At 59.6% G+C, this 15,351-nt stretch carries 13 protein-coding genes and 2 pseudogenes; 12 read left to right on the top strand and 3 right to left on the bottom strand.

Going from position 1 to position 15,351, the window contains the following annotated elements; translation table 11 throughout:
- Positions 1-195, top strand: a 195-nt coding sequence (locus AC1D06_RS38130) for a transposase (protein WP_477990793.1), incomplete at its 5' end; no start/stop codon positions are given.
- On the opposite strand, the gene AC1D06_RS38125 is transcribed toward AC1D06_RS38130, so the two are convergent.
- Complete coding sequence (locus AC1D06_RS38125; RefSeq protein WP_477990792.1) at positions 182-523, bottom strand: TetR/AcrR family transcriptional regulator; 342 nt, start codon at positions 521-523, stop codon at positions 182-184. The genes AC1D06_RS38130 and AC1D06_RS38125 overlap by 14 nt on opposite strands.
- A 260-nt stretch (positions 524-783) precedes the next feature.
- Here AC1D06_RS38125 and AC1D06_RS38120 point away from each other — a divergent pair, with 260 nt between their 5' ends.
- Together AC1D06_RS38120 and AC1D06_RS38115 are read left to right on the top strand one after the other, a co-directional pair.
- Positions 784-1,287, top strand: a complete 504-nt coding sequence (locus tag AC1D06_RS38120; RefSeq protein WP_477990791.1) for a P-loop nucleotide/nucleoside kinase family protein — start codon at positions 784-786, stop codon at positions 1,285-1,287.
- 88 nt (positions 1,288-1,375) lie between these two features.
- A pseudogene (locus AC1D06_RS38115) lies at positions 1,376-1,996 on the top strand (tyrosine-type recombinase/integrase).
- A 147-nt stretch (positions 1,997-2,143) separates the two neighbouring features.
- Here the strand turns inward: AC1D06_RS38115 and AC1D06_RS38110 are convergent.
- Positions 2,144-2,737 (bottom strand): NADPH-dependent F420 reductase, encoded by a 594-nt coding sequence (locus AC1D06_RS38110; protein WP_477884170.1) that lies wholly within the window; start codon positions 2,735-2,737, stop codon positions 2,144-2,146.
- A gap of 11 nt (positions 2,738-2,748) precedes the next feature.
- Entirely contained in the window at positions 2,749-3,381 is a 633-nt protein-coding gene (locus tag AC1D06_RS38105) for an FMN-dependent NADH-azoreductase (protein ID WP_477990790.1), read from the bottom strand.
- 245 nt (positions 3,382-3,626) lie between these two features.
- Between AC1D06_RS38105 and AC1D06_RS38100 the strand changes: the two genes are divergently transcribed.
- The 9 genes and pseudogenes from AC1D06_RS38100 to AC1D06_RS38060 all read left to right on the top strand — a co-directional run.
- The gene (locus tag AC1D06_RS38100; protein ID WP_477990789.1) at positions 3,627-4,559 is read left to right on the top strand and encodes a LysR family transcriptional regulator; all 933 of its coding nucleotides are present in this window, start codon (positions 3,627-3,629) and stop codon (positions 4,557-4,559) included.
- 149 nt (positions 4,560-4,708) lie between these two features.
- A pseudogene (locus tag AC1D06_RS38095) lies at positions 4,709-6,152 on the top strand (IS1182 family transposase).
- 387 nt (positions 6,153-6,539) lie between these two features.
- Positions 6,540-7,178: a zinc-binding dehydrogenase gene (locus tag AC1D06_RS38090; protein WP_477990788.1), complete on the top strand. Its 639-nt coding sequence runs from the start codon at positions 6,540-6,542 to the stop codon at positions 7,176-7,178.
- A 540-nt stretch (positions 7,179-7,718) separates the two neighbouring features.
- A complete protein-coding gene (locus AC1D06_RS38085; RefSeq protein WP_477990787.1) occupies positions 7,719-8,870 on the top strand; it encodes an ROK family transcriptional regulator in 1,152 nt (383 codons plus the stop codon).
- A 110-nt stretch (positions 8,871-8,980) separates the two neighbouring features.
- Positions 8,981-10,288 (top strand): ABC transporter substrate-binding protein, encoded by a 1,308-nt coding sequence (locus tag AC1D06_RS38080; protein WP_477990786.1) that lies wholly within the window; start codon positions 8,981-8,983, stop codon positions 10,286-10,288.
- Positions 10,289-10,365: 77 nt separating this feature from the next.
- A complete protein-coding gene (locus AC1D06_RS38075; RefSeq protein WP_477990785.1) occupies positions 10,366-11,286 on the top strand; it encodes a carbohydrate ABC transporter permease in 921 nt (306 codons plus the stop codon).
- The gene (locus AC1D06_RS38070; protein WP_477990784.1) at positions 11,286-12,188 is read left to right on the top strand and encodes a carbohydrate ABC transporter permease; all 903 of its coding nucleotides are present in this window, start codon (positions 11,286-11,288) and stop codon (positions 12,186-12,188) included. The genes AC1D06_RS38075 and AC1D06_RS38070 overlap by 1 nt, the downstream gene beginning before the upstream one ends.
- A gap of 24 nt (positions 12,189-12,212) precedes the next feature.
- Positions 12,213-14,375, top strand: a complete 2,163-nt coding sequence (locus AC1D06_RS38065; RefSeq protein ID WP_477990783.1) for a beta-galactosidase — start codon at positions 12,213-12,215, stop codon at positions 14,373-14,375.
- A gap of 210 nt (positions 14,376-14,585) precedes the next feature.
- On the top strand, positions 14,586-15,351 hold a 766-nt coding region (locus AC1D06_RS38060), incomplete at its 3' end, for an ABC transporter ATP-binding protein (RefSeq protein WP_477990782.1).

Here is a 15,351-nt window from a genome sequence, read left to right as displayed (position 1 = left end):
ATCCCAGCCAAAAGCAATCGCAAGGACAGCTTTTCCTTCAGCCGATGGGTCTATCGGCAAAGAAATCTCGTCGAACGCTTCTTCAATAAGCTCAAACAATATCGAGCTATGGCAACACGTTACGACAAGAACCCAGCCAATTTCCTTGCCGCCGCCAAAATCATTGCTACCCGCATCTGGATCAACGCGTTATGAGTCTACGGCCTAGGCCATGGACGAGTTCGCGCGCGAATTCCTCCAGCGGAGCCGAGCTGTAGGCATCCGTCGTCCGTTCGATGACCTGCCGTATATCGTCGACGTGTTGGTCATGAAGGGCCGTGAAGATCGCGCGCTTGTCGGGGAAGTACTGATAGAGCGACCCGATGCTGACGCCGGCAGCCTCCGCGATGCGATTGGTGGTAATGGCCCGGGTCCCATGGCGCTTCACCACAAGCTGGACCGCCTCTAGCACGTCGTCCACGGTCCGCCGTGAGCGATGCTGCTTCGGCTCGCGCCGCGTAAGGGTACTTTGGGCCGTCGTCATGCTGCCTTGCTCTAGATGATCGCCGGGGCCGAACCCCGACACAGGACCATAACAGCGGCGACATTTCCGGGCAATGTGCCACCAGAGGTCAAGCCAAGCCTTGACGAGCCGACGGGTGAAATTCGCCGGATCGTGACCACGTGGTTTAAGCCACGTCCGCCTTGGGCCAACTCGAGCCATGACTTCAGGTCTCTGAAGCGCCAAGAGGAGACATCGAAAGACAAGCCCGTTAAGCTGACATCGCGGGGCGAGGATGAATAATGCTTATTGTTTTCGGCGGACTGCCTGGATCGGGAAAAAGCACCGTTGCGCAGGCTTTGGCACGGAGGATAAGGGCGCTTTATCTGAGAGTGGACACAGTCGAGCAGGCAATCCGTACATCCGCACCATTAGCGGAAGGACTGTATGTTGGCGCAAGCGGTTATGTGACGCTCTATCGATTGGCGACCGATAACCTGCGGCTCGGGCATACGGTCATCGCAGACTCCGTGAATCCTTTGCCTGTAACCCGAAATGCATTTCGAGATGTAGCCGCTGAGTCCGGTAGTAAATTCATCGAGGTCGAGATCGTTTGCTCCGATGCTGCGGTCCATCGCCATCGCGCCGAGACAAGATCACCCTCTGTTGATGGACTGTCCCCGCCCTCCTGGGCGGCAATCCAGAACGTGAACTATAAGCCTTGGAAAGCCGATCTGCGCTTAGATACCTCGCTTCTGTCTGTCGAAGAAAGTGTGGCAGAGATCGTGAGAAATCTGAGCGGATGACCGCAAGGGGCCACGAACCGCCGAGTCGTGATATTCTGTCGACGCTCATCGGGAGCGACGTGGTGGGAGGCGTGGCGGAGGAACCGTCATGGAGTCCGATGTGCCGCGTACCCGTCATCCATGGAACAAGGGTATTCTCGTGGGTCAGAAGCGACCGCTTCAGCCCAAGAACGTGTGGTCAATTCGCGTCCGCCTCGAGATGAGCGGTGCAACCAGGGAACTGGCCCTGTTCAATCTCGCGATCGACAGCAAGCTTCGCGCGTGTGACCTCGTCAGGCTGAGAGTGGAGGACCTTTGGTCTGGAAGCGCGATCGGGGACCGGGCTACAATCATCCAGAAGAAGACGAAACGTCCCGTGCAGTTCGAAGTGACTGAACAGACGAAGGTCGCCCTCACCGCATGGCTCCCGTCGGTAAAGAGAACTGGAGGGASTTATCTTTTCCCTAGCAGGCGTCGCCAGTCGACCCATCTCTCGACCCGACAATACGCGCGCATCGTTCAGCGGTGGGTCAAGAGTATTGGACTTGAAGCGAGCGCCTATGGAACGCACTCAATGCGAAGAACCAAGGCAGCTCTCATCTACAAGTAGACCGGAAACCTGTGCGCTGTCCAAATCCTTCTCGGCCACACCAAACTCGAAAGCACCGGGCGTTACCTCGGTATTGAGATCGACGACGCATTGCGAATTGCGGAGCAGATCGAGCTCTGAGTTCGGCGGCCATCGGCGAAAGCCGGTGGTCGCCAACGCGCCACGAGCCGACATCATATCTCCAGCAAAGCGAGTGGTGTCCAAAGAACACTGAACAGCACCCGCTGCACTAGAACGGCTCAAATCCAGTCCAGATGAAGTCCTTAATCAGAATTTGACCAGGTTCTGGAACACGAGGGCGTTCCTGGCCTGGATCAGGCGACCACCCTCGGCAATCCTGCCGACTTCGATTGGCGCAAATCCCAGGTCATGCGTGAGCGACGCGACAGCCGTGCTTGCATCGGCATGATCGCTGGAAATGAAAACGACCCGACGTCCGCCAACCGGAACGGGCGCAGTCAGGCCTTGCATTGGAAGCTGATTGAACGCTTTCACCAGCTTCGCGCCTGAAACGCGGTCCGCATTCACTTCTGACGACAGACGGCCCTGCAGTTCACGCTCCTGGACGTCCGGCGGAAGAAACGCCGAATTCGTCACGTCGACGACAATCTTTCCGAACCAGTCGGCGCGCAGCTTGCCGACATCCTTGAAGTTCAAAAACTGGACTGCAAAGAAAATAACGTCCGCGTCTAGCGCGTCTTCTATGGTCGCAGGCCTGACGCTGTCGCCGAGGCCTTCGATTGACGAAGCGACGGCCGATGGCCCTCGTGTGTTGGCGACGTCGACGGGGATGGAGTTCTTGGCGAACAACCCAGCGAGCGTAATGCCGACGCTGCCAGTTCCGATGATGCTGTATTTCATGACATTCTCCTTCACGATGCGGCGGCCAGCAACCGGGTGCTGTTCCGGGCTGCGATTGAAACGAGTTCTCCGAATTCCTCGACCGCTTTCTCGCCGTAGTCTCCAGCCCTAGCACGGCCCGCAAGCACGAACTCTACATCGACGATACCCATCCAACCGAGAACCTGGCGGAGGTATCCGCTGGCCTGGTTGTATTGCTCAACGGGAGAGCCTGGAGAGAAATCACCGCCCGTGGCCAAGATGATGTCGGCTTTCTTGCCAATGAGCAGGCCCTTGTTGTCGGCGGACACTGTCACGCCGACGCGAACGATATGATCGATATAGGCTTTCAGAACGGCGGGGATGGAGAAGTTAAACATTGGCGTGCCGATAACGATCTGGTCTGCCGATTTCAACTCGGCGACAAGATCGTCCGATACCTTGATGGCTGCAGCGCTCTCCGGAGAATGCGTGTCTGTCGGCGTGAACGCCCCCATGATCCATGCAAGGTCCACGAATGGGAGGTTCGTCTTCATCAGATCGCGGACAATCACGTTGCCGCGAGGGTTTTCGGCTTTCCACCGATCGACGAAGACTGCGGTCAGTTTGCGGGAAGTGGAGTAGTCATATCGAGGACTTGCCTCGATCACAAGAAGAGTAGGCATGCTTGACCTCTGTTGTGTCTGTTTCGTTGCGACATCGGTGCTTGCAAGTGTCGGCCCCGCCTTGAGCAGACGGACGATCCTTTCGAGCCATCGGCCCGCTTTGATGGGCGTGTAACTCCAGTCAGTCATTGATCGGCCTTTCAAGTTTGAGAATTCAACGATGTCGTCGCAGTATTTAGGCCTGTTGCGCTATCTATGTAATTGACGTAATATCGCTACTATTGATCTACTCTTTGGATGGCATCATGCTTGACGGCGTCACGATCAACCAACTTCGTACCTTCGTGGCAGTATGCGACGCGGGCAGTTTCTCCGGCGCGGCGAAAGGCCTCTTGCGCGCCCAGTCCGCCGTCAGTCACGCCATCGCCGCCCTAGAGGCAGCGCTGTCAGTCGAACTTTTCGAGCGTGACGCGAGGCGTGCAGAACTCAGCCCGGCCGGACGCAGCCTGCTTCCGGATGCAAGGGCGGTGATCGCGCGTACCGAGGAGATGAAGACCCGCGCACGTTCGATCTTCACGTCAGGGGCTGAACACCTCTCCATCGCCGTCGACGTCTATTTCCCTCGCAGGCATCTGATTGCATGCCTTCAACGGCTCAGTGTGGAATCACCAACCGCGGTCGTGAACTTGCGTATGACGACGATGCAAGGTGGAGAGGCGCTTGTTCTGGACGGGGAGTGCATGTTTTCCGTCACTGCTGCAGATGTGCCCGAACTGAAAGCGAGTACGATCGAAAGGCACTGGCTGTGTGACACGCGAATGGTAACCGTCTGCGCCCCCTCACATCCGCTTGCCAGTCTCGGAGGTGCGGCGTCGCGCGACGAATTCAGCCGCCATATCCAGCTCGTCGTCACCGACAACCAGCCAAATGCTGACAAATCATCCGTTTCGGTCGCCGGAGAGCGACGATGGCTTGTGAACGAGCTTGGGGCAAAACACGACTTCCTCAGGGCAGGACTGGGTTGGGGACACATGCCTGAAGACCTCGTCGGCGACGACATTGCCAGCGGAGCCCTCGTGGAAGTCGCACGACGTGCATGGCACATTCGTCCTCTGACTTTCATGATCTCCCAGCGGAGAGGCCGTGAACCGTCTCAGCTAGAGGATCACCTGATCACAATGCTCGCCATTCGGAATGGATCGGAAGGCTTCGCGGTCGCTGACAAGTCCCCAAAGTGATGGGTTGGGCCAACCTCGCCCCATGCATGAACCCTGCTCGACGCAGCGGCCGAGCCTACGTATATCGAGAAGATGAACGGCCGGTTTGGGCCGAGGCTGTGTAAAAACTCGATCCTGATATAGAATCATCTTCATCGATCGGAGGTGGTATGTCGGGCTGTATCGAAGGCATCAGCCGTGAACAGGTTACGCTGTTTCCAGATCGTCTTGAGGATTGGATCGATGAAGATCATCCAGTTCGAGTGATCGACGCATTCGTCGACGCCATGGACCTCGTGGAAGCTGGTTTTGTCCGGATGTCGCCCGCGCGCAAACCGGACGCCCCTCGTACCACCCCTCGGTTTTGCTGAAGCTCTTCATCTACGGCTACCTAAATCGCGTTCCTTCTAGCCGACGGCTCGAACGCGAAGCCGGACGCAATGTCGAGGCGATGTGGTTAACCGGGCGGCTGGTCCCCGACCACAAAACCATAGCCGATTTCCGCAAAGACAACGGACCAGGAATTCGCAAAGCCTGCGCCAGATTTGTTGAGCTCTGTCGCCAGATCGGTGCGTTGAGTGGCGGCAGTGTCGCGATCGACGGCAGCAAGTTCAAGGCCGTCAACAACAGGGATCGCAACTTCACATCCGGTAAGATCGAATTGCGGATCAGCCACCTCGAGGCACGCGCATCGAGATATCTCGATGAGATGGGCAGAGCCGATGCCCTGGAGCAATCCGAGGTAACACTGCGCAAGATCACACGTCTGAAGGAGAAGCTCGCCCGTGTTCGCGGGGAAGTACGACGGCTGGAGGGAATGGCAGTCGCGCTGAAGGATGTGCCCGACGGCCAGATTTCCCTGACTGACCCGGACGCTCGATCAATGGCGACATATGGCAAGGGCACGGGCCTCGTGGGCTACAACGTGCAGACAGCGGTGGACGTCGATACTCACCTCATCGTCACGCACGAGGTCACCAACATCGGCAGCGATCGGTCCCAATTGGCTCCGATCGCCAAGGCGGCCAAAGAGGTTCTGCTGGCCGATAAGCTCGATGCCATAGCCGATCGCGGTTATTTCAACGGCGCGGAACTGCTTAGCTGTCACGAGGCTGGCATTACCGCGACTGTGCCGAGGCCTGAGGCTTACAACAACCGCAAGAAGGGCATGTTTGTTAAGGCCGACTTCATCTACGACGTCAGCGCCGATACGTACACCTGCCCTGCGGGAAAGCCGCTGACATACCGCTACACGACGGAGGAAAAGGGCCTGATGTTACGCCGCTATTGGCGCAACGATTGTCTTTCATGTCCTCTCAGCGCCCAATGCACGACTGGCAAAGAACGTCGAATTACGCGTTGGGAACACGAGCATCTGATCGAGGCCATGTATTCCCGCATGGAGGAGAACCCTAACCTGATGCGCACCCGGCGATGCACGGTCGAGCATCCGTTCGGCACGATCAAGGCCTGGATGGGCTCTACCCACTTTCAAATGCGCGGGCTCAAAAAAACGTGCGAACCGAGATGGCACTGCACGTCCTGGCCTACAACATCAGGCGCATGATCAACATGATTGGGACAACGGCCCTTCTGAGGGCCGTCACCTCCTGAGAAATAGGCTATGCTGCCCTTTCGCGCGAAAGCTTGCCGCAGAATGGTGCCAGAATTGCTTCCAGCGACTCCCAGCGCGTCAGAGGCGAAAAAGCGTGCCACTTGCGGCCGCTTTAGCAAATTGCGCGACATCGCGGCAGGCGTTGGAGTTTCTACACAGCCTCGGCCAACAGCGGTCATAGAACTTCCCTAAGCCGTTGCCACCTTGCTACGCAAAGTGTCCACCATAAGCGAGAATGCAGGCAGGTTCTGCCTGCGCGTCGGATAGTAGAGAAAATATCCGGCAAACTTCGGCGACCAGTTGTTGAGAACAAGCTGCAGCCGGCCGCTGGCGATGTAGGTGGGTATGCGGAGTTTACCCTGGTCCCCGCCGCAAACGTACTACGTTTGAAAACCAACCTCGCCTGGGATCTTCTGGGCGCCTTGCCCGAGATGGTGCAGACCGCTTGGGGGGCGCTCGAAAGCGCGCTACGGATCAAGCCCGGAGAAACCATTCTAATCCGTGGCGGAACCACCTCGGTTGGTCTGACAGCCGCCATTCTCGCCAAGCGGCGTGGATTGTACGTTATCGCGACAACCCGGCGCAATGATCGGCGCGAGATACTTTTGGCGAACGGTGCCGACTGTGTCGTCGTTGACACAGGTAAGATCTCCGAGGCGGTACGACACGACTGTCCAGCAGGCGTTAACAAGGTGCTCGAACTCGTCGGCACTACGACACTAACGGACAGCCTTGCCTGCGCGGCGAAAGGTGGCACGGTCTGTATGGCGGGAATGGTCGGCAATGCATGGGAGTACGAGCGGTTCAGCCCGATGGATGCGATCCCATCGACGGTGAATTTGAGGACCTATTCCGGCGGGGCGGATGATTTTGTGTCGACGCCCCTGCAGGAGATTATCGAAGAAGTCGAGGCTGACCGTTTCAAGCCACCAATTGGTAGGGTCTTCGGTATTGACGCCATCGTCGAAGCCCATCGCGAGATGGAGGAGAACACGGCTGGCGGGAAAATAGTCGTCGTCACGTAATCCGGGGGGAGGGTTGACTTTAGCTTTTGAAAATTTTGCGTGGCACAATGAGAGAGCCAATGCGAGCCCGATGAGGTGGACGGCTCTCCTCATTGCGGCTCCTAACAACCGCATTGTGGTTTCACGTGCCGGTGTAGGAGGCCGCCCATCTCATCAGAGCCAGGCATCGAAGGTGCCATCTCACGGCGGKCGATGCGATGATGTTCGTCGATGCGATCGTGCATGCTCGGCCGAGCGGGTGAACCCCGGCCCGCGCCGCATGGCGGTTTACCGCTGCGGCCCGAGCTGGGGCGTTTGCGTTCTCCGTTCAAGATCAGAAAAGCGATGCTGGCGCGGCTGACTCCGGAGCGGCGGACATCATCGGACCGCAGCCGCAATCGCTCGTGACACCCGGCGCGGCGACGTGAGGCTGAACGACCCAGCAGCAAAAAAAGACGGACTCGCGGGCGGTTTTGGTCTATGTCGACGCCCGTTGCCGGTGCGCCGGCCTAGTAAAAGCTGGCCCGTCCGATGAAGCGACAGTCAACGACATCGAGCCTTTTGCGCCGCCTCAACCGGTCGGCCGCAGTGGATCTAATCCGCACCGAAGGGGTGATTTCGCCATCGAGTCTCGCCGAGCGGCTGAACATCAGCCTGCCCACGGTGATGCGCGTGATCGAGGATCTGATCGCCGAGGATCTGGTCGCCTATGACGGCTTCGACGAGACGCCGCGGGGCCGGCCGCGGGCGCGCGTCAAGTTCCGCGGTGCGGCGCATGCGATCATCGGCATCGAGGCCGGCAAGGGCGAGTTCTACGGCGCCGTGGCCAATCTCGAAGGCGTCGTGCAGACAGAGATGCACGAGACGGCCGACGATGATGGCGAGCGCAATTTCGAAAAGCTGGTCAGCCTGATMCGCCGGCTGATGGCCGCCCCCCGTCCGCGCGGCCAGACCATTCGTGGCATCGGCATTGGCCTGCCCTCGATCGTCAGGCAGCCGGAGGGCGAAGTGGTACTGACGCTTGGGCTCGGCTGGCGCGACATGCCGTTGCGGGCGCGGCTCAGCGAACATTTTCAGATGCCTATCGTCGTCGAGAACGGGCGCAACCTCGCCGCCGTGGGCGAATGGGGATTCGGGGCTGGGCGCGGCGCCGACAGCGTCGTGAGCCTCTCGATCGGGCCCGGTGCCGGGGCGGGCGTCGTGATCGACGGCAAGCTCTATGGCGGGCACTCGCATGCGGCTGGCGAGCTCGGTTGGTATCTCGATGACCCCCTCCTCACCGGGCGGCCATTCGAACATCTCGGCGACAAGCAATCGCTGCGCTTTTTCGGCATCCCCGAACAGGCGACCAAGATGCTCGAAGAGGCCAACACGCAGTATGCGGCGGGGAAGCTCAACCTGGCTGCCGTCACCGACCGGCAGGCGGGTAAAATTGCGCCAGTCGTGACCGAACTGCTCGACTATGCGACGATGGCGGTGGGCAGTGTTGCTGCCTTCATGAACCCGGAAATCATCGTACTGGCGGGTCGGGTCGTCGGCGGCGGTGATCTGGTGCTCGATGTGCTGCGGCATCGCCTCAAGGGCAATGTGTACGACCCGCCGCGCCTCGTGATAGGCGTGCTGGGGCACCGCGACATCGTGCTTGGAGCGGTGCGCCTCGTGCTCGATGCGACGACGCTCAACCCTGCCGACGGCCTCGTGATGGCCGACTGAACATCAATCAATCGCGATTGACAGCGACTGGATCTCATATTAACTTTCTAACTGAAAGAAAACATATTCCCTGCATCGTGTGGGAGTGTATCTTTCGTGGGAGGACTTCAATGACAAAGATTTTCAATCCGCTTGGGCGGACGATGCAGCGTCGTGACTTCTTGAAAGTTGCGGGCGCGAGCGTTGCGGTAGCTGCCCTGCCGGCGGCAGTTCGCGGTGCCGAGCCCGTCAAGGTGCTTCTGTGGTCGTGGGTGCCGAATCTCCAGCTTCAGGTAGACATGTTCAACGCCGCGCATCCGGGCATCCACATCGAACTCGTGAATGCCGGTCAGGGCGACCCGGAGTATCAGGCGGTCCGTGCGGGCCTGCAGGCGGGAAGCGGCTTGCCCGACGTCGTCCAAATCGAATACCAGCACCTCGAGAGCTTCCGCCAGGTCAACGCCTTCGCCGACATCGGCCAGTACGCCAATGCCCATAAGGGCGAGTTCCCCGAAGCCACGTGGAAGCAGGTCGCCAAGGGCGATGAGGTCAACGCCATGCCGCAGGATACCGGTCCGATGGCGATGCTTTATCGCAAGGACATCTTCGACAAGCAGGGGATCACGCCGCCCACCACCTGGGCCGAGTTTGCCGATGCGGCCAAGAAGATCCATGCGGCCGATCCGAATGTGTTCATCACCGACGCGCTGTTCAGCTCAGGCGACTGGGTCACTGCTCTGCTGTGGCCGATGGGCTGGAAGCCCGTCAGCCGCGATGGCGACAAGCTCGCGATCAACATCAACGACAAGATTTCTAAGGACTTCGCCGCCTATTGGCAGGACCTTATTGCCGCGGGTGTCATCGAGACCAAGCCGGGGTTCAACAATGAGTGGTACACCGGCCTCGACACGGGCCGCTATGCCACTTGGCTCACTGCGGGCTGGGGTCCAGTGTTCCTGACCTCGTTCGCCAAGACCAGCGCGGGCCACTGGCGTGCCGCCGATCTGCCGCAGTGGGACACGAGCAAGTTCGCGACCGGCAATTGGGGTGGCTCATCGCTGGCTGTGATGAAAGCGACCCAGCATCTGCCCGAGGCCGCCGAAGTCGCCATTTGGCTGACCACGAATCCCGAAGCCACAATGCTCTACACCACCAAGCAATTCTTCTTCCCCTGTACCTCCGCGCTGCTGTCAAGCCCGGAATGGGCGGGCAACAAGATGGATTTCTACGGCGGCCAGGCGGTGAACGAAGTGTTCGCCAAATCGGCGAATGCTGTGACGCCATTTGAGTGGAGCCCGTTCCAAAGCTTCTTGTACCAGTCGATGTCCGATGAATTCGGCGCCTCGATCGGCGGCAAGGGCACGTTGTCGGATGCGTTCGACCGCATCCAGGACACCGTGGTCACCTACGCGAAGGAACAAGGTTTCACCGTAGTCTGACTTCTCCCGGGCAACGGCCGGGCGCGCATGATCTGCGCGCCCGATCTCTTCATCTTGCCTGACGGGGGAGCATGGCATTGCCGAATTCGCCAGCCATAGCGACGCGCCCAGCGCGATCGGGCGGTTTTACGTCACAAAAGCTCGCGCCCTATCTGTTCCTGGCGCCCTTCTTGCTGCTGTTTTTCGCCTTCATCGTCGCGCCGCTGGTTTATGCATTCTATATAAGCCTCTATCGTGACACGCTGGTGGGCGGACGGCAATTCGCAGGTGCAGCCAGCTACATCAAGGTCATGGGAGACGCCAAATTCTGGGGCGGCGTATGGAACCTCGTTTTGTTCGGCATCGTGCAAATGCCGATCATGCTGGGCCTGGCGCTGTTGTTTGCCATCGTGCTCGATCGTGGTCAGGTCTATGCCAAGGGCGTCTTCCGGCTCGGCTTCTTCCTCCCCTATGCCGTTCCGAGCGTGATCGCGACGATCATCTGGGGTTATCTCTACGGCCCCACCTTCGGCCCGTTCACGCAGATGACCAAGGCGTTCAATCTGCCGCCGCCGGACTTCCTGTCGCCAGGCGCGATGATCTTCTCATTGGCCAATATCGTGACGTGGGAATATGTTGGCTACAACATGGTGATCTACTACTCCGCGCTGAAGGCGATCCCGTCGGACCTCGGCGAGGCCGCGCGGGTGGAAGGCGCCTCGCCCTGGCAATTTGCGCGGCTGATCCAGCTGCCGCTGCTGTGGCCGGCGATTCTGCTGACCATCATCTTTTCGATCAACGGCACATTGCAACTGTTCAATGAGCCATATTTGATGCGCGCGCTCGCCAGAAACACCATCAATTCGAGCTTCACGCCGAACCTCTATGCCTATTCGCTGGCGACTTCGAACCAGCAGTATGGCTATGCGGCCGCCGTCTCGTTCGTGCTTGGCATCGTGATCGCCGGTGCCTCCTATGTCTTCACCCTGATCACCAACCGCCGTCGGCCGGAGCAATGATGACTGCGACCACCGACATCGCTACTTTCAAAGCTGCCAAGCGCCGGCTCGGCGAACGGCGGCGCTCGCGGATCATCCTCACGCTGCTGCTGTCACTGTTCCTCCTCTACAGCTTCATGCCGCTGGTCTATCTGGTACTGTCGGCAACGAAGACGAATGGCGACCTGTTCACCACGTTCGGCTTCGGCTTCGGCACCGAGTTCAACCTTTGGCAGAATCTGCGCGATCTGCTGGCGCGCGACAACGGCGTCTTCATGCGCTGGATGTTCAACAGCCTGCTCTATTCGACCGTCGCCGGGCTCGGTGCCGCGATCCTGGCTACCGCGGCAGGCTATGCGTTAGCCAAATTCAAATTCGTCGGCCGCAATCTGCTGTTTGCGCTGGTCTTAGGCGCTGTGATGATCCCGCAGACGGCCCTGGTCGTGCCCACCTTCCTGCTGCTGGCGCTTTCGGGACTCAGCGACAATCCGCTGGGCGTGATCCTGCCCTCGATGATCTCGCCGATCGGCGTCTATCTGATGCGCGTCTATATCGAGCAGGGCCTCGACAACGAACTGATCGACGCAGCGCGTATCGAAGGCGCAGGCGAGTTCGTGATCTTCCGCGCTATCGTGCTGCCGCTGGTGGCGCCGGGCATGGTGACCGTGGCGCTGCTCTCCTTCGTCGGGACCTGGAACAATTACTTCCTGCCGCTCATCGTGCTGCGCTCGCCGGAGTATCAGCCGATCACTGTGGGCCTTGCGACCTGGTATCAGCTCGCGCAGCAGGGCGGTGGCGGCGGGCAGGTGCTGTTCTCGATCATCATCACCGGCGCGCTGGTCAGCATCATCCCGGTCATTGTAGTTTTCCTGCTGCTGCAACGGTTCTGGCAGGGCGGCCTCACCGCCGGGGCCATCAAATAAACTATCGCCTGGAGTTTTCCGACTATGACGACTGCCTCGAAATCCGCGCCGCTCTCTGTCTGGCGGCCGATCGCAACCGACACTTTCCTCGTCGGTACCCCGCATTACCCGGAGCAAGTCGATGAGAGCTATTTGCAGCGCGACGCCGATCGCATGGCAGCCGCGGGCTTCAATGCGGTGCGACTTGCGGAATTTGCCTGGAATATTATCGAGCCCCATGAGGGGACGTTCGACTTCGATTTGTTCGACCGCGCCATAGATGTGCTGGGCAAGGCTGGCATCAAGACCATCATGTGCACACCGACGGCGACGCCGCCGCGCTGGCTGACGGTGCGTTATCCCGAAGTTTTGCGCGTCGATGCCAATGGCCGCGCCATGAGCCATGGCTCGCGCCAGCACGCTAATCTTGCGAGCGGCGTGTTCCGTGAACATTCGAAGCGCATTACTGAAGCGATGGCCCAGCATTATCGCGGCAATTCGCACATCATTGGCTGGCAGACGGACAATGAGTTCAATACCTCTGGATCGCTGTCCTACGGTCCGGTGACTTTGGCCGAGTTTCAGGCCTTCCTAAAGGACAAGTACAAGACCATCGCCGCGCTCAACGATGCGTGGGGCGGGAATTTCTGGGCCACCGCCTACGACGATTTCGATCAAGTGGTGCTACCCCTCGACTACGCCCCTGCCCCGGTCGGGCCGACCCATCTGGTCGACTATCACCGTTTCCTCGCCTTCGTCACGGCGCGGTTCCAGCACGATCAGGTGCTGATCCTGCGCGCCACCAATCCAGACTGGTTCGTCTTCCACAATCTGGGGCGGATCGACGACATCGACTTCCGCGGCGAGTTCTCGACCGATCTCGATTTTCTCGGCTTTGACATCTACCCGCATCTCCATGACGAGATGCAGCGGGTCGGCGGCGTCGGCGAGGGGCAGGCGCTGCAACTCGACATCTGCCGCGGCTTCACCGGCAACTTCATCGTGCCCGAGCAGCAATCGGGCTTCGGTGCGCAGCCGAACTTCTCAACGCTGACGCCCGAACCCGGCGAGATGCGCCGCATGGCCTATACGTCAGTGGCGCGCGGGGCCGATGGCGTGATGTTCTTCCGCTGGCGGCCGGCGCATTTCGGCGCCGAGATCTATTGGATGGGCATCATCGATCACGACGACATCCCGCGGCGGCGCTATGACGAGGCCAAGCAGTTTGCGGGTGAGGTCACGGCGCTCAAGGACAAGATCCTCGGCACGCATGTGCGCATGGATTTGGGTATCGCCGGATCAGATTTCGACAATCAGGAGATGCACCGCTCCTACCCCATCGGCCTGCCGAGCCCGCAGGACGATGCGACGCTGCTCCACCGCTATTGCTACCGCCACAACATCGCCTGCGGCTTCATCCATCCTGAGGATGACCTCAGCAAGCTCAAGGCGCTCTACGTGCCGCATTGGCTAAAATGGACCGATGCATGGACGGCGCGGATCGAGGCCTTCGCTAAGGCAGGTGGAACGGTAATCCTGGGTGGCCGCACCGGATCACGCGACGTTAACAACCACGTCATCCGCGACACCTCGCCGGGCAAGATGCTCTCGGCGCTGGCCGGGGTCACGGTCGAGGAGTTCGGTTTGCTGACGCCGATCGGCGGCGAGGGCCTATTCGAGCATGGCGGCCGCTTCGGCGCCACCACGGTGCGCAAGAAGCTGCCGGCGACGTCGGCGAGCCGCCAATACGAGCTCAAGATCGGTAATGCGCAGGTCACGGCGGCGCATCTTTATGAGCTGCTTAACGTCGTGCCCGGCACGGAGGTTATCGGCAGCTGGGCCAGCCGCTTCGCCGAGGGGCAAGCCGCGATGACTTCGCGCAAAGTCGGTAAGGGCAATGTGATCTACCTCGGCACGTACCTCAGCGATGCTCTGGTCGAGGTGCTGGCCGATCATGTGCTGGCGCCAGCCGGTATCGTGCCGCTCATCGCCGACATGCCGGCCGGCGTCGAAGCGACCATCCGCGAGAGCAAGGACCGCCGCCTGCTGTTCATCCTCAACACGCTGGGCGAGCCGGCAGACGTACCGAATATCCCAACGGGTACCGATCTGCTCGGCGACTCGCAGGTGAAGGCAGGCTGCATGAGGCTCCCCGCCTATGGCTGTAGCATCATCGAACTGGCTCAGTCTGCATCTGGCGACGTCTAGCATCGGACGGATCGGCGGTGCGAAGACTTCGTTGTCTGATACGAGGGGTTAGGTCGCAAAGCCGCCGTGGCGATCCGGTTCGAATTGCGCGTCTGTAGTTCGATTTCGATCAAGGCGTATCCTGGCAACCACATTGAAGTGGGGCAGCCTGACTGCAGAGGCAAGGGCTGACGGGGGAAACGTAAACTTTGCCAATTGGAGGATATCGGCATGTCTGACGTGACAATTCGTTCGCTGAACAAGACGTTTGGTGCGCTTGAGATTATCCCGGACCTCAACCTGAATGTGCCGCATGGTTCGTTCACGGTTCTCGTCGGGCCATCGGGATGCGGAAAATCGACCCTGCTGAGAATGATCGCCGGACTTGAGCAGCCGACACGTGGCTCCATCGCGATCGGCGGCACCGACGTGACGCATGAGCAACCGTCGAAGCGCGGGATTTCGATGGTGTTTCAGTCTTATGCACTCTTCCCGCATATGACGGTCGGCCAGAATATCGACTTCGGCATGCGGCTCGCAAAGGTGCCGAGGGAGGAGCGGGAAAAGAAAGTGGCCTATGCCGCTGGCGTATTGAAGCTCGAGAAGTTACTGGATCGCAAGCCCTCGGCATTGTCAGGCGGCCAGCGCCAGCGCGTTGCAATCGGCAGGTCGATCGTCCGCGATCCCAAGGTGTTTCTGTTCGACGAGCCTTTGTCGAATCTCGACGCGGCATTGCGCGGGCAAATGCGGGTCGAGCTGGCCGAACTTCATCAAAGACTGAAAGCGACAATGATCTATGTGACGCATGACCAGGTCGAGGCGATGACGCTTGCAGACCAGATCGTCGTCATGAATGCCGGCCGCATCGAACAGATTGGCGACCCTCTGACCCTCTATGAAAAGCCGGAAACCGAATTCGTCGCAACCTTCATTGGCTCGCCCAAAATGAACCTGATCAAGGGTGCCGCCGCGCAGGCGATGGGTGTGGAGATGGAGA

It is taken from the genome of Rhizobium sp. P2_G2, assembly GCF_056403555.1.
This window is presented reverse-complemented; position numbering and strand designations above follow the sequence as displayed.